Raw genomic sequence first — 21169 nt, 5'->3', positions numbered from 1 at the left:
TTGTATTGGTTTCCACAGCCACTCCTCCTAATCTATGCGAATTCTCGGATCCACTATTCCATATAGTAAATCTGCCACTAAGTTTCCAATTAATACGAGTAATGAGAAGAACATTGTTAAAGTCATCAGTACGGAATAATCACGATTGTTCACCGAGTTTAAGAATAGAGTTCCTATTCCTGGATACGTAAAGATTGCTTCTGTGATGACCGCACCGTTAACAATGGTTACAATGTCGAATCCTAAAAACGTTATTAGGGGTATTACGGAATTCCTTAAAATATGACTGTTATAAATTTTTGACTCTGATGTTCCTTTTGCTCTTGCGGTTCGGACAAAATCTTTTCGACTACTTTCAATAATATCGTTACGTAAAAACTGCGTGTAACTGGCGGTACTTAACGCACCGAGTACGATTGCAGGCGCTAACACATGGTGGAAGCGACTGATCCAATACTCCAATGTACCTGGTTGTAGTCCGATTTCATGTGACCCACCAAATGGAATCCATCCTAACTTAAAGGAGAAGAAATAAATGATAACAACACCAGCAATATAGTTTGGAACTGCTAAGCCAAAATAATTTAATCCACCGATGAAATGATCTAATTTTGAATAAGCTTTTCTCCCGGCAGTCATCCCCATTGCGAAAGCGAAGATGTATGTAATGACAATCGAACTTATACCCAGAAACAACGTGTTCAGCATTCGAGATTTAACGAGTTCTGAGACTTGTACTTTGTACTGTGTTGATTTACCAAAGTCTCCTTGGACAAAATTGGTGACCCAAGTCCAGTACTGAACATGTATCGGGTCATTGTATCCTAATTTCTCTCTCATTTCCTCAATGTACTCTGGATCGGAATTCGTTGGATCAATTTCTCCACCAAGTGGATCCCCTGGCATAAACATTGCCAGGGAAAACACTACAATGGAGATAAGGAGTAGCATTGGAATCATGCCTAGTAATCTTCGGAGTGTATATTTTAACATGTCAATTCTCCTTATCGTTTCATACTAACGGATGGTTTACTTATCTGCTCCGTCTGTAACAAACCAGTTCATAGCGTTGTTGAATCCAGTAACATCATATTCAAGTCCGCCTACACGTTCGTTGACAGCATAAACTTCTTCAAGCTCACCAATGATCAAGGCAGGAGCTTCTTCGTTGATAAGTTGTTGCCACTCAGTGTATACGTCTTTACGTTTTTCTTTATCGTTACCAACAACTTCTACATCAAGAGCGTCTTCTAGTAACTGATCAGCTTCTTCATTATTGTAACGTGGGTAGTTCCATAGCTGGTCAGATGCCCATAGTGCAGTTGGGTCTGGGTCAGCTCCGACACTCCATCCACCGAAGAATGCTTCGATTGCAGGGTCGTCGTTTTCAATCATGTCATAATAGTTTTGTACTTCTACCATTTGAAGTTCAGATTTGACACCGATTTGTTCCCACTGCTGAACAAGTGCTTGTGCACGAGTTTCGAATGATGGGTTACCTGTATCATAGTGAGAGAATGACAAGACAAACTCATTTCCTTCTGGGTCTTCTACAAAACCATCACCATTTGTGTCTTCATAACCTGCTTCAGCCAATAGTTCTTTTGCTTTGTCAGTATTGTACTCATACTGCTTCAAGTCATCGTTTTCTGCAGCAATCCAGTGAGAAGTAGGAATCGGTGCATTTAAAGTTGTACCATAACCACCGAAGAATGTTTCGATCCACTGTTCACGGTCAATTGCATGCCATAGTGCTTGACGCAATTTCTTGTTGCTATATTTTTCTTTTTCTTCAACAATTTCACCAGCTTCTTTATCAAATACGCCTAGTTTGAATCCTACATAGTAGTAAGAAACACCTGGGTAAGTGATAACAGAAACGTTGTCTAAAGCATCTGCTTCTTCACCTTGAGTTGGGTGAACTGGAACCATGTCAACTTCACCATTTTCAAGAGCACCGATTACAGATGTATTAGCTACAACACGTACTGTCAATCCATCTAGGTGAGGCTCGCCTTGCCAGTAGTCTTCGTTCTTTTCTAACTCATAGTACTCACCAGCGGAAGTGTTTTTCACTTTGAATGGACCAGTACCTACTAATTCAGTCATAGATGGTGCAGATTCTTCCATTTCAGCAACTTCGATTCCTTCAAATGCTGTTTGGTTCATTGGATAAGTCCATAGGTTCAATAAGTTGTTTACACGTGCTTTGTCAAATGTGATTTCAATTTCGTAATCACTTTTAACATTCAAACCAGCAATTTCATCCGCATTACCTTCACGGAAGTCAGCAGCCCCTTCGATTGTTTGGACGTTTGCCCAACGAGGACCTGTATAATCAGGATGTGATAACGTTTCAATTGCGAATACCCAGTCATTAACTGTTAATTCGTCACCGTTATGCCATTTCACGCCTTCTTTAATCGTGAAGTTATATGTTTTTTGATCTTCTGTTTCCCATTCCGCTAAATGAGGAATTGGATTGAATTCTTCATCATATTCAATGAATCCTTCTTGAACAAACTGGTTAATCTCTTCTTCAGTAGCTGATCTATAGAAGTTGATATCAAGTGGACCAGATGGTTCTGAGTCAATTGCATAAATCAATGTTCCTCCATCAACTGGTTCACCGTCAGCTGAAGCTTCTTCTGAGCTTTCTTCTGAGCTTTCTTCTGAGGATTCTTCTTCTGTACCTTCTTCTGAAGATTCTTCTGAAGACTCTTCCTCTGTTCCTTCTTCTTCTCCACTTTGCTCTTCGCTATCATCCCCGCCACAAGCAGCTAGGAACATTGCAAGAACAAGCATCATGGCAACTAGCCAATAAGATTTCTTCATTTTCTTTCCCCCTGTGTTTTGAATATTAATTGACTTCTTCATCATAAAGGATGCAAGCTACGTGATGACCTGGCTTCACCTCCTTTAAAGTCGGTCTGATTTGTGAACATTCCTCTTTTGCCATCGGGCAACGCGTATGGAACGGACAACCAGATGGTGGGTTAGAAGGGCTTGGCACATCGCCTTCCAACACAATCCTTTCCTTTTTCATCTTTGGATTAGGATGAGGAATCGCAGATATTAACGCTTGCGTATAAGGATGAAGTGGTTCACTGTAAATCGATTCATTATCCGCTAATTCCACCAAGTTACCAAGATACATAACGCCGATTCGATCACTCATATGCTTTACAACACTTAAATCGTGCGCGATAAACAAGTATGTAAGATCAAATTCATCTTGAAGGTCCATTAAGAGATTCAACACTTGTGATTGGACCGAAACATCTAAAGCCGAAACAGGTTCATCAGCGATAATGAATTTTGGATTCAAAGCAAGTGCGCGGGCAATCCCGATTCTTTGCCTTTGCCCTCCTGAAAACTCATGTGCATATTTGTCGTAAGCATCTTGAGGAAGTCCGACTCGATTCAATAAGTCTCTGACCTCTTTTTCAATTTCCTTCTTGTTTTTACCTTTATAATAGTTTCGTATCGGTTCAGCAACGATTTCACCTACGTTTTGCATTGGATTCAACGATGCGTAGGGATCTTGGAAAACCATTTGGAAATCTTGTCTTCGTTTACGAAGTTTATTTCCAACTAGATTGGTAATGTTTTCTCCATCAAATATGATTTCTCCTTCGGTTGGTTTCAACAAGCGTAGGAGGGTCCGGCCCGCTGTTGATTTTCCACAACCTGATTCACCAACAAGCCCAAACGTTTCTCCCTTTTTAATGTTGAAGCTAATATCATCGACGGCTTTCACGTTACCAACCGTCCTTCTGAAAAATCCACCTTTGATTGGATAATAGGTTTTTAGATTTTTGACCTCTAGAATATTCTCTTTTGCGTTACGTTGTTCTTTTTTGACTTCTGCATTTTTGAATGTCTCAGTTGTCGCCATTACGCATTCGCCCTTTCTTTTGGTCGACTTTCATCATATAAGATACAAGCTACTTCATGATTTTCCTTTACCGTGCCTAGTAATGGTGTGATCGTTGTGCACTCTGGCATTGCTTTTGGACAACGATCTGCGAATTTACATCCTACTCGCGGCATATTTTTCAACGATGGGACGATTCCTGAGATGGAACCGAGTCGGTCTTGTTTCACACCCATTTTCGGAATCGAATCAATCAATTTCTCTGTATACGGATGTTTAGGATTTTCAAACAACTCTTCTACGGAAGTTTTTTCAACAATCTCACCAGCATACATGACGATGACATCATCACACATCTCAGCGACTACACCTAAATCATGTGTGATCAGTACTATTGCCATGTCATTGATGGATTGAACCTCTTTTAAAAGATCGAGAATCTGTGCTTGAACCGTTACATCAAGTGCCGTTGTTGGCTCGTCAGCGATTAATAATTGTGGCTGACAAGCAATTGCCATGGCGATCATGACCCGTTGTCTCATCCCACCTGATAATTGGTGTGGATATTCTTCAACAACATCATCCGGTCTTGAGATCCCAACACTACGAAGTAACGAAACAGATTTTTGCCGGGCCTCTTTCTTTGAAATTTTAAAGTGATTGAACAAAACTTCTTCGAGTTGGAAACCAATTGTAAAAACCGGATTTAATGCAGTCATTGGTTCCTGAAAGATCATTGAGATATCTTTTCCGCGAATTTTATTCATTTCTTTATCGTCATAGTGAGTAATTTCCTTACCATCTAGAAGGATTTGCCCACCTTTAATTTTACCGATCCCCTTAGGTAGCAAGTGCATGATTGAAAGGGACATCACACTTTTACCGCAACCAGACTCTCCGACGACACCGACAATCTTGCCGCGATCAACAGTAAAAGAAACACCATCTACTGCATTATAGTATTCACCATCAATCGGAAAAGCCGTTTCCAGGTTTTTAACCTCGAGAAGTGGACCTTTAATTTCATTTGTATGTTCGCTCATTGAAAGCACCTCTGTTGTTTTAAAATAATTCAGAATTCATACCTTAAAAAACACTAAAAAATGTAACCGTAGTAAATATGTATAAATAAATCAAATTGGTTAATAAATATATTATACATATTTAGTTATAATTTCAAGAGTTTTTTTAAAATTTAAATTAAACGTTTTTCTAAATATGTAAATCATCAAAATATTAAGTTGTTATTACAAGTTAATTTATTATATCACGAAGAACTAAAAATACGAAACTAGTTTTTTATTTTTTCTAATTATTTTTAAGATTTTCTTTTGTGGAAACGCTTACCTTACCAGAGGAACTTCTTTTTGATTGATTACTCGATAAATAAAAAACTGACATGCACTTTGTACAAGTGCATGTCAGTCTTTTTTGTTCAGCTATTATCCTTCTAATAGTAGATTATATGGATCTTCAATCATTTCTTTGACACGAACCAAGAATTGAACGGCCTCTCTACCGTCAATGATTCTGTGATCATAAGAAAGTGCCAAATACATCATTGGACGAACTTCAATTGAATCATCCGGCATAACGACAGGGCGTTTTTGGATAGTGTGCATTCCTAAAATACCAACTTGAGGCGAATTCAAAATTGGCGTAGATAACAAGGATCCAAAGATACCACCGTTTGTAATTGTAAATGTACCTCCACTTAGATCATCTAATGTCAGTTTGCCATCACGAGCTTTTTTCGCCAAGTCGCCAACTTCTTTTTCAATTCCAGCGAAGCTTAGACGATCGGCATCTCTAACAACAGGAACGACAAGTCCTTCTTCTGTTGATACAGCCATACCAATATCATAAAACTTCTTCTTCACTACTTCTTTGCCTTGGATTTCAGAATTCACTAATGGGAATTCTTTTAACGCACCGACAACTGCTTTGGTAAAGAATGACATGAAACCTAACTTAACGCCATGTTTGTCCAAGAACTCATCTTTACGTTCGCTGCGGAGCTTCATAATATTCGTCATGTCGACTTCATTAAACGTTGTCAACATCGCAGATTCTTGTTGAACTTCTACTAAGCGCTTGGCAATCGTTTGACGACGACGAGATAACTTCTCACGCTCAACCGGTTTTTCGAATTCTGTTCTTTCGCTGCTTTCTTCTTTTTTCGAAGACTTCGCTTTGCTGCCTTCTGCTTTTTGGCTTGCAGCTGCTTCAACATCTTCTTTAGAAATACGGCCTACTGGATCTTTTGGCTTAATGTCATTTAAGTCGATTCCAAGTTCACGCGCACGCTTACGTGTTGCTGGAGATGCAACCGGCTGGTCAGTTGAGTCTGCTTGCTCTTTTTCTTCTTTCGCAGGCTCTTCTTTCTTTTCTTCAGCTGGCTTTTCAGCAGGTGTTTCTTCTTTCTTTTCTTCCTTCTCTGCTGGTTGTTCACTGGATTCAGATGAACTACCTCCAGCTTCTCCGTTCTCATCAACTTTAGCGATGACGTCACCTACTTCAACGTCGTCACCCTCTTCAACAAGAACTTCTGCTAAGACGCCAGTGAAGTCTGAGTTAACTTCAACGTTTACTTTGTCTGTTTCTAATTCAAGGATGGCGTCTCCTTTTTCTACTTTTTCACCTTTTTGGACTAACCACTCGGCTACTGTACCTTCAGTAATGGATTCGGCTAATTCTGGTACAACGATTTCCTTCACGTCAATTTCCTCCTTTTAGTCAAGCTTTAGTGCTTCTTCAATGATTTGACTCTGTTCTGCTTTGTGAATGTTTGGATCACCAACTGCAGGTGAAGAGCGATCAGGTCTTCCTACATAGAGGAGATTCTGCTTTTTCTTCATAATGTCACGAATTCTGTCGTTGACGAATTCCCAGCTTCCCATGTTTTTCGGTTCTTCTTGAACCCAAACAATATCTTCTACATTTTTATATTTCTTCAAAAGATCTTTAAGTCGGTCTTCTGGGAATGGATAAATTTGTTCTAATCTGACACAGTGCAAGCTTTCAGTATTGTCCATGTCTTCTAAAGCTTCTTCAAGGTCAACCATGACTTTTCCGCTTCCGATGACTAATCGTTTTACGGATTCTGGATTGCCTCCCGTTTGTTTATGCTCTAATACTGGCTGGAATTTACCCTCACTCAGTTCATTCGCTTCAACGGCAACGCGTTGATTACGAATAAGACTTTTCGGTGTCATCAAGATCAGTGGACGGGCATTTTCTTTTCCGACAATTGCCGCTTGTCTTCTTAGCAAGTGGAAATATTGACCCGCAGTTGTTACATTGGCTACCGTCCAATTGTTTTCTGCTGATAGTTGTAAATAACGCTCCAAGCGGGCACTAGAGTGTTCCGGTCCTTGACCTTCATAACCATGTGGAAGAAGCATGACAAGACTCGCAATTTGTCCCCATTTGGCACGGCCAGATGAAATAAATTGGTCGTAAATCACTTGTGCGACGTTCGAAAAGTCTCCATACTGTGCTTCCCATAATACAAGTGTATCATCAGTTTGCACACTATACCCATACTCAAAGCCTAGTACTGCGACTTCAGATAGTGGGCTGTTGTATAAACTAAAGGATGCATCTGCTCCTTCAATTCCATGCATTGGACTATATTTTTCATTTGTTTCAACATCATGCAAAACGAGATGGCGGTGCGCAAATGTTCCACGCTCGGAATCTTGACCGGTCATTCGGATTGGTGTACCGTCTTTCAAGATTGTTCCAAAAGCAAGCGCTTCACCAAGTGCCCAATCGACTTTTTGCCCTTCTTCTAATGCATTCTCACGACGTCTAAGAATTTTTTCAAGTTTTTTGAAGCCAGTAAAACCTTCCGGACGTTTTAACATATCTTCATTTACTTGGTTTAGGACATCCTTATTCACTTTTGTTTCAATCGAATCGAGCTCATCTGCAACTCCTTCAGGTAAGGCTGGCACATAAGTTTCATGGATTTCATGCTCTTTCATGCCATTATAAATATCCCGAAGTTTTTGAATGGCATCCTCTTTATATTTCATTTGCTCTTCTTCGGAAAGTACTTTTTCTTCTACTAGACGTTTCGCATAAACTTCATACGCTGTATCATGCGCATCGATTTCCTGGTATAACAATGGCTGAGTACCACGAGGTTCATCCATTTCGTTATGACCATAACGTCTGTAACCGACTAAATCGATAACGACGTCTTTTTGGAACTCTTTACGGTATTGATAAGCAAATTCAACCGCACGAATACAAGCGACCGGATCATCTGCGTTAACGTGTAGAACAGGCATTTCAAAGCCTTTCGCCAAGTCAGATGCATATTTTGTTGAACGACCTTCTACTTTATCGGTTGTAAAACCGACAAGGTTGTTGGCGATAATATGGACGGCTCCACCCGTTTTATAACCGTGTAGTTGCGCAAGGTTAAGGGTTTCTGCGACAACACCTTCACCGATAAAGGCTGCATCTCCGTGGATTTGTACAGAGAATGATTTATTGAAGTCTGGTTTCGCTTCGCCTTTATTTGACCGCTCATCTTGTACGGCACGTGTATATCCTTCAACAATCGGATTAATGAATTCCAAGTGAGAAGGGTTGTGTCCTAATGTGATTTTCGTTTTTGATTCATCTTGCTTAAAGTTTCCACCAAAGTGGTATTTAACGTCTCCTGTCCAACCATAATTAATCCCTGTTGAACCTTCTGAAGGTACTAATTCCTTATTTGGAGAATGAGCAAATTCAGAAAAAATCCTGTCATACGGTTTTCCAAGAATATGAGCCAAGACGTTTAAACGACCACGGTGAGCCATGCCCATCATGATGTGTTCAACGGAGTCTTTGTTACTATTTTTAACAAGGTGGTCGAGCATCGGAACCATAACATCAAGGCCTTCAATCGAGAAACGTTTTTGAGCAACAAACGTTTTCTGTAAGAATGCCTCAAATCCCTCTACTTCACCTAGTCGTTTTAGTAAATCTTTTTTATCTTCATCTGAAAAGTCAATTTCAAAAGTTCCTGTTTCAACCTGCTGATAAAGCCATTCGCGCTCTTCATCATCTGGAATATGGTTGAATTCATAGGAGGTTTTTCCTAAATACTTTTCTTTCAAATGCTCGATATATTCGTAACCATTATTAATTCCTTTGTGTTCATGACCTGCTAGCAACTTCACATCGATCTTTTTCAAGTCTTCGTTTGTTAAATTATAACTCTCAAGGTCGATTAGCGAATCATGCGATTGATCATGACCGCCGACTGGATAAATATCTGCACCAAGATGACCATGTCGACGGATGGCCTCAACTAACTTCATTGCACTTGTCAACTTTTTCAAGTCAGTAAATGAAGTGGCGCCTCCTGACTGCGGTGCTACTTGGCCACCATCATCGGCATCCATCCATTCCGGTGCCCCGTATTGTTCAAAAATATGACGCAGTGATTCATCTACTGCATCCGGGTCGTCTAAAAACAGTTCATATTGCTCTTCAACATAGCCCATATTGGGACCGTGAAAAGCTTCCCAAATACGATTGCTAGACCCATCCATAGCCACGATTACTACCCCCATCAATTTTGGACTGTTCATCCAATTGTCCTTAATGATTTTCATGTCGTTTATCCGCTCGAATATCCATTACACGTTTACCCGTAGATTAGGATTTACAAACTAACTGGAAGTCCGAGTGGAAAACGGCTTTATCCTCCAACTAGTATATATGATAACTGCTTAAGAGTGAAGGATTTGAGTCGAAATTTCACTACTTTTGACTCAGCCTTTCAATGTTCAGAAAATTAAATTAACTGTGCGTATAATTTTTGATAATTTTTTCCAAATTAGTTTGAAATTGAAGTTCTTTTTTTGAAAGTTTCGGCAATAATTTCCGTTCATACCAATCACTTAAGTTACCATATTTATACACCCATAGTTTTATACTCTTCCGACAGACGTATTCTCTCACTTTTTCCGGTAAATCTTTGAGCTGAACCGTCACATTTTGTCGAACGAAGTTTTCATGAATAACGGTTAGAAATTCGTCATCGTTTCTATTATCTCGATTGAGGTAATCTTGTGTAATCCTTTCTACGAATTCTTCCTCCTGCTCAGCGAACTTCCTTAAAAGAAAGCGTTCAAGTTGCATGTAGAAATATCGTTTCCCTTGCTTGATTGCTGTTTGAAATTTTTCTTTTTCTGTCGCATGCAGTCTTAGATCAGTATTCACTTCGTGTGAGAGTAAGTCGAGTAACTGTTCAGCAGTCACGATCCCTTTCCGACTCGTCATTACAATTGAAAGGATATGAAAGATAATCCTAGAATCTAACCCTTCCATACCTTCTTCAGTGAATTCTTGTTTCAACGATTCATAAGGAGGTAGCTTATGTTGATAAAGCGAAATTTTTTCAAGCTTCGTAATCTCTTGCCGGCTCGAATGCATTCTGGAATAAATAACGGTAGCAGCAAGTGATTCTAAAGCAAATGGTTGAATACGTGATAAGTCTTTTTCCGTTAATTTTGTTTCATATAATCTCACCTCTTCACCGAGATCTAAATTATAAGGAACGCGTTGGAGAATCATTCGGCTCGTCAAAGGCTTATTTTCTGGAGACGTCATAATTTGTTGAAATTCTTCAGGATTACTATGACCAATAATGATTAAGTCACTATGAATCATTGCTTGGCGGGAAATTTTATATTGCTGTTCTTCTGTGACAGATAGCAATGGATAGAGCAATTTTGGCGATAGCTTAAACAGTTCTTGCAATTCCAAAATGCCCTGATTTCCTACTTGAAGTTCTCCGTCATATCGGTAAGCGTATGGGTGGGATTGCGATCCATAAGTTGTAATTGTCGAAAAATCCACCTCTCCCATTAAGTCAGAAATTTCTTGTACTTGTGGATCGCCTGGTAGGAAAGTTCCAATTCCTCTCCGTTCATTTTCTGAAATTGTCATTCGTTCGACAGGAATTTTTCGCCAGTCACCCTCCCATTCGACGGTAAGTTTATGTAAATTTAATGGTGAGAGCTCACCACGAACTTCGTAGCCAGTAACACGTTTAATTGTATTTCGAATAGGTATTGGCAGTGCATGAAGTGGATTTTCATTGAGTGGACAACCCAAAATTCGATAAACTGCTCCTTGGTCTGTGGTCGAAAAGTCACTCAATGCTTTTTTGAGAAATTGGACTAACGTTGATTTCCCACTTCCAGGCGGGCCGACCAGCACGAGCATCCTTTTACGGACATCATAACCTTTTGCTGCAGGACGGAAATAACGATCGATTAACTGTTGCAACAATTCATTCATACCAAAGAGGTGTCGATGTTTATCCTTTTTTATCGCATCCTGAATCGCCAAATAAAGTCGTTCATGACTCGTCCGTGGAATAATGTTTCCTTGCAATATTTCTTCAACATATGTTTCTAATGTAAGCGAATTTGTTGTCATGGTAAGCCTCCTTCAATAAAGACTCTTTTATACTTTATTCCATGCGAATGGATTGTTTTCATGAATACCGTAAAGAATTTTACGAACTTTATTTGACTTTTCTTTGGGTTATAGTTCACAATCGAATAAAATTCAGCTATAATCAAATCATAAAGTATGCTTAAAGAAGAGGTGGAAGCTACATGAAACTCGCACTAATTATTGGCGTATGTATTACATTTCTTGTTTCAATCTTCGCATCAGGTTATGAAGCAAAACGCTAATTTCCATTATGAAAAAATACACCAGCCATCAAAATTGATTCGATGGCTGGTGTTTTTATTTGCCTTACGTTAAATTCGGAAAACCTTGTTGGCGGAGTGCTTCATATACGATAATTGCTGCCGTATTTGACAAATTAAGTGACCGCACCTTGTCATTCATATGAATCCGCAAACAGCGATCTTCTTTTCCTTCGAGCAATGTTGTCGGAATTCCGTCCGTTTCCCTTCCGAATACGAAGAATATCTCTTCTTCCCGATCACTGAAATCATAATCAGTATAATGTTTGGTGCCAAAGTTTTCTATATAATAATAACTGCCTGTCGGGAAAGTTTCGTATAATTCTTCAATCGAATCATAGTAGTGAATATTTACGTCATGCCAATAATCCAATCCAGCCCGCTTCAGCATTTTATCTTCAGTTGAAAATCCAAGTGGACGAATCAAATGCAACTCCGTCCCTGTTGCAAGCACCGTCCGAGCAATATTTCCTGTATTCGCTGGAATCTCTGGTTGATATAAAACAATATGTAACCCCATAATATATACACCTCTTAAGCTTAGTTGAACGGAAATATTATATCATAATTTATGTTGTAATTATCAGTGGTAATTATTTTTGTTCAAAGCGCCCAACACAACTTTTATTGTACATCCACATTCTCAATTGCTAGAAGTTTCTCTTTACGGTCCAATCCTCCACGATATCCTGTTAATTTCTTATTCGCACCAATCACCCGATGACATGGAACGATAATCGATAATGGATTTTTATTAATCGCACCACCAACTGCTCGGACCGCTTTTGGGTTGTCGATCTTTTGTGCAATTTCTTTATACGTCGCGGTTTCACCATAAGGAATGGAACAAAGTGCCTTCCACACCTTTTGTTGAAAAGGAGTGCCAAATAATATCGTTGGTGTCGTAAAGGATTTATTTTGATGGAAAAAGTATTGGTTAAGTTCTTCGATCGTCTGCTGGAACGCTTGATCATCTGTATGCAAAGGGACTTTTGGTAGATTTCTATTTTTCCATTGATCAATCCAGTCCATTTTTTCCTCTAAAGAGCCGTGTTCAATAAAATATAGCGTGTTTTCCTGTCCACCTAATACAAGTTTGCCAATTGGCGAATCAATTTCTCGAATGACCAAGGAATTAGCTGACATTTTCATCCCCCTTCCGTATAGTCGCCACTTCAAAATAAAAATTAAGAGGCTGGGATTTACGCATACATACAATCAGCATAGCCGAAATCTCGACTACCACTTCGGAAAAACACTTCGCTAATGAAAAATCCGAACCGATTCGCATATTTATGAATCGCCGTTCGGATTTTTTACTAAACTGTCTTTGATCTTGTCGCTTTCGATTTGAATGGCCTTTCGTTGTAATCTCCACGTACGTCAAAGAATTAGCAGGAGATCAGCCATCGAGCATGGCGTGACGCCCGGTGAACGTGTGGAGCCGCCCGATAAACAAGGCGAACCGCTCGATAAACGACGTGAACCGCTCGATAAACGCTGCCAACCGCTCGACAAACGACGCCAACCGCTCGATAAACGCCACGAACCGCTCGATAAACACTGCCAACCGCTCAATAAACGCTGCCAACCGCTCAATAAACGCCGCCAACCGCTCGATAATCGACGCGAACCGCTCAACAAACGCCGGCGAACCGCTCAACAAACGCCGGCGAACCGCTCGACAAATGCCGCCAACCGCTCGATAAACGTATCGAGCCGCCCGACAAATGTGGCGACTCGTTCCTTCTTCTGGCGCAGTCTCTTTTATTATATCGCACGTTCTTGTTTTGTTAATGCTATGCCTTTGTTCATTTCTTCCAAAACATCTTCATCTGTCTCTTTTTTCATCGCTGCTTCAATCAGCTCTTTTGCTTCCATTGTTCCAATTTTACCAATTGCCCATGCAGCAGTTCCTCGAATGACTGGTCGTGGATCTTTGTGCATTAAGTCATTCAACGTATCAACTGCTGTTTCGTCGCGGTAATGCGCTAAGGCAATAATGGCGTTCCGCTGTAAAGGTTTTTTACCACGCCAAGAGCCGGCCATGTAGCCGAATTTTTCTCTGAATTCTCGATTCGATATTGTCAACAGTGGTATCAAACGCGGTTTCACCAGTTCAGGGTCTGGTTCCAGTTCTTCATGCAAATGAAAATCCATTCCTTTATTTTTCGGACAAACTAGCTGACATGTATCACAGCCATAGAGACGATTGCCTAGTTTTGAACGGAATTCATCAGGTAGAAAGCTTTTCGTCAATGTTTGAAACGCGATACAGCGAGAGGCGTTCAATTGACCTCCCTCAACTAAAGCTCCAGTCGGGCAAGCATCGACACAAATATTGCAATCACCGCACCCATCCTCTACGGGTTGATCTGGCTCAAATGGGATGTTGGTAATGAGTTCGCCTAAGTAAACATAGGAACCGTATTCTTCAGTTATTAAAGCACAGTTTTTCCCGACAAATCCAACGCCCGCACGTTCAGCAACTGCACGATCATGCAATTCACCGGTGTCAACCATCGCTTTTGTCGCGACACCTTCGACCTTCTGATGTAAAAATTCTTCCAATAAACGTAATTTTTCTCGCAAAACATCATGATAATCTTTACCCCAAGAAGCTCTGGCAAAAAAGCCGCGTCGATCTCCTTTACGGCTTTTCGGCGCATCTTTCATTCTTGAAGGATAAGCAATCGCAATCGATATAATCGACTGTGCTTTTGGTAACAGCTTGGTAGGAGTGGTCCGCTCTTCAATCGAACCCTTTTCAAATCCTGACTGATAACCGAGCGATTGTTGAACTAATAATCGTTGCTTCAACGTATCGAAAGTATCCGCAGAAGCAAATCCGATCTTTTGGATGTTTACTTCAGCCCCGTATTCTAGTAATTCTTGTTTCAATTGATTAAAGTCCATGACCACTCCTCCTTTCTATTATCATTTGAATTTATTCGCTTTTCACATGGTTAACTCACGAAGCCGGTTAAGCGCACTAGCTAGTTCCATCCGTCGTGGACGAGCTAGCTCACCCGGATGCTCATTTGTATTCTTTTGGGTGAAACTTAAACCTTTTTCATCTATTTGATGTTCAATCCAATCCAGCCACTCGGGGATGGATTTCTGTTCATTTGTTTTCTTTAACGCCATATATTTTAACACATTTGCAATCATTCTGGTTTGGGAAACATCGACAATTTGTTCAATTAAACTGAGGTCAATCGGATTTTTCCCGAATAAAATGGTATCCTTACCCTTTGCTTGGACTTTTGGTTTATGACCGAGCATTGATTGCAGTCCACCTAAGTTTGGTACGCGATTTTGTTGGAATTCCAATGGTTTGGTACTACCTAAAGGCTCTCCAGCTATTTCCTTCGCTTTTTTCGTCACATTCTTCGGATAATATTGATCCATCATAATGACCTCATCCGCAACTTGGAAATAATCTCCGGATCCTCCCATGACTAGAATCGTTGAAATGCCTTTCTCATCAAATAAAGATTTCACTCGATGGACAAATGGTGTGATCGGCTCCTTTTCTTTTGCGACTAATTGCTGCATGCGTTGATCTCGAATCATAAAATTCGTTGCGGTTGTATCTTCGTCAATTAGAAGTGTATTCGCTCCCGCTTCCAATGCTTCTACAACGTTAGCTGCTTGTGACGTACTTCCACTCGCATTTTCTGTCGAAAAATTTGCAGTTGATGAACCGTTTGGCAGGTCATTGATAAATGGTGAAATATCCACGCCTGTAATGCTTCGCCCGTCTTCTGCGCGGATTTTTGTCGCTGTTGGATCGGTTAAAACAAACTCTCGTCCGTCACCAGCAATATGTTCATAGACACCTTCTTCAAGTGCTTGTAATAACGTACTTTTTCCATGGAAACCACCACCGACGATTAACGTAATCCCTTTTTTAATTGCCATGCCTTTGATGGGTTTACTCCGATGTGGAAGTTGAACGGAGACCTCATTTTCTGTCGGGCTTTGAAAAGGGATGGCATTATTCATCGGCTTCGTACTAACACCGCTCTTTCTCGGAAGAATGGAACCGTTCGCAACAAAAGCAATCCAACCTTCTTCATGCATTTTTTGCCGCAAAGCATCATGTTGATCAGCCAGATGGATCGCTTCAATCACTTTTTTCTTATCCAATGAAAGTACGGACTGTTTCGCGATCTTCGTCAATGCATCGAAAAATAATTTTTCTGCTTCCTTCCCGTTGATTCGTCGCCCATTTGCTGGTAATCCAATGGATAGACAAATTGTCCCCTGATTTGGTGTCAGTTGGACGGCCGCTCGTTCCAAAATCACTTGATCAGGAGCGTCGATTTCAACTTTTCCGCTTTTCCCGCTTCCACGTACCGCTATTTTCGACTGCTTAATAGCACGATTCACGGAACGATTCATAACATCTTCCACATAAATTTTTCTTCGTTTCGTCTCAAACCAGCTACTTTCAATGCCTAACTGTTCTTTTGAGAAAATCAACCGAATTTTCGATGGTGCCGCAAAAGGATCACCCTGTACGTAATCAATAGCGAGTTGAAACTCAGGAAAAGTATAAGTGTTGGCAATATCTTTATAAGCTTTATAGCTCTTTTGATTGATTCGCTGTAAATGTTGTCGTAATTGTTGCATCCATATTTCCTCCATTATCCTGTTTTCGATTCACTACGTTTTTCTACTTTTTCCATGATTGTCCGTCTCCATAATAACGGAATAATAACGATTAAGAAATACAAAATAGCGACCGAGGCCATTTTGACCGGACTGCCGCTGACAATACTTGAACCCAATAAGTTATAGACAATCGTTCCAGGAATAATCCCTATTGTCGTAGCTTTCAAGAAATCAGTTAATCGAACTTTTGAAATCCCTGCTGAGTAGCTGATCAAATCAAAGTTGACGATTGGCATTAACCGGAGAACCAGTATATACATAAACCCCTTCTCTTCAAACCGGTTGCTTAAATCTTCTAACTTTCCCTTCAGTTTGGCATTAATGGCCCGTTGCCCAAACCTCCTTGCGACGATAAAAGCTGTAAAAGCACCGGCAACCGAGCCGATTAATGCAAAAATAAAGCCAAAGAGCGCACCAAACGCAAGTCCGCCAGCTATCGAAAAAATAGATGCTGGAAAGAGGACGAACGGTCTAACTGCATATAAGACAATATAAAACAACGGAGCTAACCAACCGGCTTGATAGATAAATGTCCGAATGGTTTCCGGTGATATTGTTAATAAACGTTGATTGAATGAATATATAAATAATATAAATAGGAGTACGAGAATTATTTGTACAACATGTCTCTTTTTCATCTGGCACCCTTCCAATCCCTTTTGTTCGTTGAATTCCCTTTGTCAATAATCCTCAACCATTTAGTTGTAACATTTCCACCTAAGCTACGTCTAATATTGCAAATGAGACGATGGGGGTCATTCATTTGATAAGATATTCTTTAAAATTATTTCTGATTGGATTTGCTGTATTTATCACTGCTTGTTCAAGTGATTCACCTTCAGCTTTAAACGACGCAGATACCGATATGGCAGAAGATGCAAGTTACAAAATGGCAAACGATGAAGCTACCGAAGAAAAAGCTCTCGGTTTTGAGGGCGAAGCAGAAGAAAGTCACGAGCAAGAAATTGCGCAAGAAGACGAGCAAGTTGTAAAAAATCAGCTTCCTGATGTACAAATGATTATTTATACAGGTCACATACAAGTAGAAGTTGATGATCTGACAACGATGAATGAGACGATCCGAACGAAAGTTGCCAAGCTCGGCGGGTATGTCGTCAGTTCTGAAGAATACGTATCAGGAGAAGGCGAACGCCGACATGGGCGAATCCAACTACGTATACCGCAAGAGCATTATGAAGAAATGATGCAATTCACAGAAGAGAACTCGGCTAAAGTGATGGAAAAAGTTTCGAATGGTCAGGACGTAAGTGAGGAGTACGTTGACTTAGAATCAAGGCTTCGCTCAAAAGAGGCTGTGGAAGAAAGATTGCTCACATTTATGGACCAAGCAAAAAAGACAGAAGATTTATTGAAAATATCCAACGATTTATCTGCTGTTCAAGAAGACATTGAACGAATTAAAGGACGCATGGATTATCTGGACAATCAAGTTGCATTCTCAACGATCACGATTAATATTCAAGAAAACCAAGTGAAAGTTTCCGAATTACAAGGTAGGGACGACTTAAATACCGGAGAAAAAGCTCAAAGTTTATTTATGAATACAGTTAATTTCCTCATTACAATCGGTTCAGGATTCGTAGTCTTTTTAGTTGGACTTTCACCTATTTTAATTCCACTCCTGATTGCTGGAGGGTTCATTTGGTGGAAAGTACGCACGAAGAAGAGAAGTCACTCAAACGAGTAAATCAGAAGACTAGTCTTCTACCGTCGTGATCGATTGAGCGGCTGGAGGTAGTTAATCGACGGGTTGACGTTATTTTTCAGCGGCTTTGCATGATTTATCAACGGGTTCACGCAGTTTTTCGGCGGCTTTGCACGATTTATCGGCGGGTTCACGCAGTTTTTCGGCGGCTTTGCACGATTTATCGACGGGTTCCAGCAATTTTTCAACGGCTTCACATAAAAAGCAGCTTACACGATTGATAAACGGGTAAGCTGCTTTTCTGCTTATTCATCGGCTGGCAATTCAGCCAGTACGCCATAATGATTTTCACTAACTGAAACTTCCTTCGAATCAAAACCAATCTCTTCGACTTTTTTCATTAAATCACTTTCAGGAATACGAATGTGAAGCGGTGGACCAGATTCGGTCTCTTTTGCTTTCCAGTCCAACAATAGAGTTTTTCCGCCTGGTTTTAAAATCCTTTTAATCTCTGATAATGTTTGATCTAAATCATCAACCTCATGTAACACAAAAGCCGCAAGAACTTTATTGACCGATTCATCTGGTTGTTCGATTTTTTCCAACCGGCTAAGTAAATAACGAACGTTTGATAAATTTTCCGCTTCAACATTTACACGCAGTTGATCCAACATCGCCTGCTGTGCATCTACTGCTGTAACCATCTCGGCTGTTTGCTTGGCAATTGGAATGGTGAAAAACCCATTTCCACATCCTAGGTCGGCCACTTTATCTTTCTCTTGTAAATCAAGATCCGAAAGCACTTTTTCAGGTGGTAATGCTTTTCTTCGTTCCTCACTCATTAAAAAATGTGCGTGATCGGCATGAAACTGATGTTCACTCAAAACAACACCCCATTATATAAAATTCTTTTGTTTCCTCTATTATATTGCCTTTACTTACTTCAATCTAAACATCATCGAGGATTTCATGTTTCTAACGGTTCAAGCAACCAAAGAAGCCAGGAACATTCCATTCCTGACTTCAATGATTAATCCATATGTTTTTCAATAAACGTATATAGTGTATCTAAGTATTCTTCTTCATACATAACGATTGCCTCTCCATGACTCGCTTCGTCAAAAATGTGAATTTCCGTTTCACTATGAGTATTTTCATAAAGTTCTTGAGCCATCGATGTCGGTACGAAGGTATCTTTGCCACCATGTAAATATAAAATCGGTAGCTCTGCATGTTCTACTTGATTTAAAGCTGATGCATCATATAAAGAGTAATTAGCCCGCATTTCCGTAATCTTACTTGTAATTGGCAATAACGGAAAGTCTGGTAGATTGAACATTTGCTCCATTTGATAATCGAATAAATCGTATGTACTAGAAAATGGACTATCAGCAACGATTGCTTTGACATTGGATGGCAGTTCTTCACCGCTTGTCATTAATACGGTTGACCCACCCATTGATAAGCCGTGCAATATAATTTCCGTGTCCGGTCCTTGCATGGCAATAATCTCATCGATCCAATCCAAGTAATCAAGCCGATCATGCCAACCGAACCCTATGTATTCGCCTTCACTTTCACCATGTCCTCGCAAATCTGCTGTAAAGATATTGTATCCTAAGTCTTCATAATAATATTGTCCGTAAAGCGCCATATCTCTCGCTTTACCTAAGTACCCGTGTGCAAAAACGACTGTCTTATTTGTCGGCTCTTCCGCTTCCAAATAATAGCCTCGAAGTGATAGCCCATCAAATGATTCGATTTCCATTGGCTTAAAATCCGACTGGCTAAACCAACTCCTCCAAGACCCCGTCAGAAATACATCCATTGTTTCTGCAGATACGACTAAATCCTCGTTGTCTTGCAAGTATGTTTTCACCTCTCGTTTAATCGCTAGGTTATAGAAAAAATTACTTGCCACGATACTAGCTGTGACGAGTAGGGTGAAAACGACCAACCCACTAATAAACCAACGTTTTCTTCTTTTTGTTTTGAACACTTCTCGTCCCCTCTCTATTGTTGTCAATCTTAGCTGTAGTTCTATTATACAGAAAATTCTACAATTTTAATAGAGTGAATTTTGGGATATACATGAAAATATTGAGAAAGTGAGTCGCATATGGTCGATGGTAGTTCGAGAATAATTGATTCATAAGCAGTTAGATAAACAGTTACATAATGAATTCAGACTCTCTGGAAACTCTCGGTCAGTCTGATTAGTCTTTTTGTTTTTTTACGTATTAATTAAAAAATTCATATTCTCATTTTCGTTTAGTTTCTCAAAGTCTTCGTTTTTGGATAATTGTGTGTATAGGTCTTCCGGGGACATCCATAGAAAGTCATTTTCGATCTCGTAATCTGCACCATAATAATAAGCCAACCAAACTAGTTTCGAACAATAAATATATTCCCACGGGTCGGTCAGATCCTGGGTAGATAAATAAGAGTACTTCGGAGATGGATTTCCCTCATCCAAGTTTTTCTTGTACTCTTTTTCATAATTGATTGCATAGTCTGCAGCTTTCTCACCCATTTCGCTACTCACAGGTCGAAAATGAGCATGCTCAGGGTGTTTCATCTTGAATTGCTCGATCGTGTCTTTCACAATGGCCGGTGTACCTCCAGGCGATTCGATCAACTCATTTTGATTGATAACAATCGCGGAATGACCAACAAACCCAGTCAACTTCTCGTTCACATTATCGCTAGCGACAAGTATATCGCCTGACAAATATTCAGTTGGTTCGTCTCGCTGAGCTGTTAACCAATAATGGAAAACAACGTCTTTTCGTTCTTCCCAACTACTTTCTGTCATAACGATCGTTAAAACACTGGCTGAAGTGTTAACCAAATAAATCTCCTGACCGTTGAAAATCGATGCCTTATATTGACCATCTAAGTAAAATCGAAAATTATTAAAAACTGTTGGTTGCTTCATTTGGATGCGTACCCACTGATCTGCCGTTTCAATATGAATAAAATTATTCACTTTACTCATCACCCCTCCATCAATATTATTCATCGATGGTTAGGTGCGTGAGTAGAGACAACGGAATTTAATGCGTCCGAAACTTGATGAATTAGATAGAAGGAAATAAAATTTGTTAATGATATTTTTTATGCAATGTTTGACAACGTGAATAAATTTCATAAATCTTAGCCCTTACAGGGCAAGGGTTTCAAAACACAAAAAAGGAAGTACCTCCCCAAAGT

At 40.0% G+C, this 21169-nt stretch carries 17 protein-coding genes; 1 reads left to right on the top strand and 16 read right to left on the bottom strand.

What is annotated here, in order from left to right; all coding sequences use genetic code 11:
* Window positions 1–27: 27 nt before the first annotated feature.
* The 13 genes from opp4B to FPQ10_RS07450 all read right to left on the bottom strand — a co-directional run bounded on the left by opp4B (window position 28) and on the right by FPQ10_RS07450 (window position 16928).
* Entirely contained in the window at window positions 28–993 is a 966-nt protein-coding gene (gene opp4B / locus FPQ10_RS07510) for an oligopeptide ABC transporter permease (RefSeq protein WP_144088289.1), read from the bottom strand.
* Window positions 994–1029: 36 nt separating this feature from the next.
* On the bottom strand, window positions 1030–2835 hold the full coding sequence (opp4A, locus tag FPQ10_RS07505) for an oligopeptide ABC transporter substrate-binding protein (RefSeq protein WP_144162605.1): 1806 nt from the start codon (window positions 2833–2835) through the stop codon (window positions 1030–1032).
* A 25-nt stretch (window positions 2836–2860) separates the two neighbouring features.
* Window positions 2861–3898, bottom strand: a complete 1038-nt coding sequence (locus FPQ10_RS07500) for an ABC transporter ATP-binding protein (protein ID WP_144162603.1) — start codon at window positions 3896–3898, stop codon at window positions 2861–2863.
* Window positions 3898–4920, bottom strand: a complete 1023-nt coding sequence (locus FPQ10_RS07495) for an ABC transporter ATP-binding protein (RefSeq protein ID WP_144162601.1) — start codon at window positions 4918–4920, stop codon at window positions 3898–3900. Before FPQ10_RS07495 ends, FPQ10_RS07500 begins: the two co-directional genes overlap by 1 nt.
* Window positions 4921–5319: 399 nt before the next feature.
* Window positions 5320–6594 carry a 2-oxoglutarate dehydrogenase complex dihydrolipoyllysine-residue succinyltransferase gene (gene odhB / locus FPQ10_RS07490; RefSeq protein ID WP_144162599.1) on the bottom strand — a complete coding sequence of 425 codons (1275 nt, stop codon included), beginning with the start codon at window positions 6592–6594 and terminating at the stop codon, window positions 5320–5322.
* 15 nt (window positions 6595–6609) lie between these two features.
* Complete coding sequence (locus FPQ10_RS07485; RefSeq protein WP_144162736.1) at window positions 6610–9432, bottom strand: 2-oxoglutarate dehydrogenase E1 component; 2823 nt, start codon at window positions 9430–9432, stop codon at window positions 6610–6612.
* Window positions 9433–9682: 250 nt separating this feature from the next.
* Window positions 9683–11329 (bottom strand): P-loop NTPase family protein, encoded by a 1647-nt coding sequence (locus FPQ10_RS07480; protein WP_144162597.1) that lies wholly within the window; start codon window positions 11327–11329, stop codon window positions 9683–9685.
* Window positions 11330–11656: 327 nt separating this feature from the next.
* Entirely contained in the window at window positions 11657–12130 is a 474-nt protein-coding gene (trmL, locus tag FPQ10_RS07475) for a tRNA (uridine(34)/cytosine(34)/5-carboxymethylaminomethyluridine(34)-2'-O)-methyltransferase TrmL (RefSeq protein ID WP_144162595.1), read from the bottom strand.
* Between the two features lie 104 nt (window positions 12131–12234).
* Window positions 12235–12756: a methylated-DNA--[protein]-cysteine S-methyltransferase gene (locus tag FPQ10_RS07470; protein ID WP_144162593.1), complete on the bottom strand. Its 522-nt coding sequence runs from the start codon at window positions 12754–12756 to the stop codon at window positions 12235–12237.
* 256 nt (window positions 12757–13012) lie between these two features.
* On the bottom strand, window positions 13013–13276 hold the full coding sequence (locus FPQ10_RS07465) for a hypothetical protein (RefSeq protein WP_144162591.1): 264 nt from the start codon (window positions 13274–13276) through the stop codon (window positions 13013–13015).
* 104 nt (window positions 13277–13380) lie between these two features.
* A complete protein-coding gene (gene queG / locus FPQ10_RS07460) occupies window positions 13381–14526 on the bottom strand; it encodes a tRNA epoxyqueuosine(34) reductase QueG (RefSeq protein ID WP_144162589.1) in 1146 nt (381 codons plus the stop codon).
* Between the two features lie 42 nt (window positions 14527–14568).
* Complete coding sequence (locus tag FPQ10_RS07455) at window positions 14569–16248, bottom strand: ABC-ATPase domain-containing protein (RefSeq protein WP_144162587.1); 1680 nt, start codon at window positions 16246–16248, stop codon at window positions 14569–14571.
* Between the two features lie 14 nt (window positions 16249–16262).
* Window positions 16263–16928, bottom strand: coding sequence for a TVP38/TMEM64 family protein (locus tag FPQ10_RS07450; protein ID WP_144162585.1), 666 nt, complete (start codon window positions 16926–16928; stop codon window positions 16263–16265).
* A 125-nt stretch (window positions 16929–17053) separates the two neighbouring features.
* On the opposite strand from FPQ10_RS07450, the gene FPQ10_RS07445 reads away from it, so the two are divergent.
* Window positions 17054–17998: a DUF4349 domain-containing protein gene (locus FPQ10_RS07445; RefSeq protein ID WP_186278602.1), complete on the top strand. Its 945-nt coding sequence runs from the start codon at window positions 17054–17056 to the stop codon at window positions 17996–17998.
* A 263-nt stretch (window positions 17999–18261) separates the two neighbouring features.
* Here FPQ10_RS07445 and FPQ10_RS07440 read toward each other — a convergent pair whose 3' ends face one another.
* The 3 genes from FPQ10_RS07440 to FPQ10_RS07430 form a co-directional block, all read right to left on the bottom strand.
* Window positions 18262–18840 carry a class I SAM-dependent methyltransferase gene (locus FPQ10_RS07440; RefSeq protein ID WP_144162581.1) on the bottom strand — a complete coding sequence of 193 codons (579 nt, stop codon included), beginning with the start codon at window positions 18838–18840 and terminating at the stop codon, window positions 18262–18264.
* A gap of 146 nt (window positions 18841–18986) precedes the next feature.
* The gene (locus FPQ10_RS07435; protein WP_255439782.1) at window positions 18987–19955 is read right to left on the bottom strand and encodes an alpha/beta hydrolase; all 969 of its coding nucleotides are present in this window, start codon (window positions 19953–19955) and stop codon (window positions 18987–18989) included.
* Between the two features lie 234 nt (window positions 19956–20189).
* A complete protein-coding gene (locus tag FPQ10_RS07430; RefSeq protein WP_144162579.1) occupies window positions 20190–20945 on the bottom strand; it encodes a hypothetical protein in 756 nt (251 codons plus the stop codon).
* Window positions 20946–21169 lie beyond the last annotated feature (224 nt).

Origin of the sequence: Allobacillus sp. SKP2-8 (assembly GCF_007559355.1) — a bacterium.
Classification (GTDB): Bacteria; Bacillota; Bacilli; order Bacillales; family Alkalibacillaceae; genus Allobacillus; species Allobacillus halotolerans.
This window is presented reverse-complemented; position numbering and strand designations above follow the sequence as displayed.

Bases quoted from the DNA above. Each gene is read 5' to 3' on its own strand.
- opp4B (WP_144088289.1), bottom strand. From the start codon at position 993: ATGTTAAAATATACACTCCGAAGATTACTAGGCATGATTCCAATGCTA.
- opp4A (WP_144162605.1), bottom strand. From the start codon at position 2,835: ATGAAGAAATCTTATTGGCTAGTTGCCATGATGCTTGTTCTTGCAATG.
- FPQ10_RS07500 (WP_144162603.1), bottom strand. From the start codon at position 3,898: ATGGCGACAACTGAGACATTCAAAAATGCAGAAGTCAAAAAAGAACAA.
- FPQ10_RS07495 (WP_144162601.1), bottom strand. From the start codon at position 4,920: ATGAGCGAACATACAAATGAAATTAAAGGTCCACTTCTCGAGGTTAAA.
- FPQ10_RS07485 (WP_144162736.1), bottom strand. From the start codon at position 9,432: ATGGATGGGTCTAGCAATCGTATTTGGGAAGCTTTTCACGGTCCCAAT.
- FPQ10_RS07480 (WP_144162597.1), bottom strand. From the start codon at position 11,329: ATGACAACAAATTCGCTTACATTAGAAACATATGTTGAAGAAATATTG.
- trmL (WP_144162595.1), bottom strand. From the start codon at position 12,130: ATGGGGTTACATATTGTTTTATATCAACCAGAGATTCCAGCGAATACA.
- FPQ10_RS07470 (WP_144162593.1), bottom strand. From the start codon at position 12,756: ATGTCAGCTAATTCCTTGGTCATTCGAGAAATTGATTCGCCAATTGGC.
- queG (WP_144162589.1), bottom strand. From the start codon at position 14,526: ATGGACTTTAATCAATTGAAACAAGAATTACTAGAATACGGGGCTGAA.
- FPQ10_RS07455 (WP_144162587.1), bottom strand. From the start codon at position 16,248: ATGCAACAATTACGACAACATTTACAGCGAATCAATCAAAAGAGCTAT.
- FPQ10_RS07450 (WP_144162585.1), bottom strand. From the start codon at position 16,928: ATGAAAAAGAGACATGTTGTACAAATAATTCTCGTACTCCTATTTATA.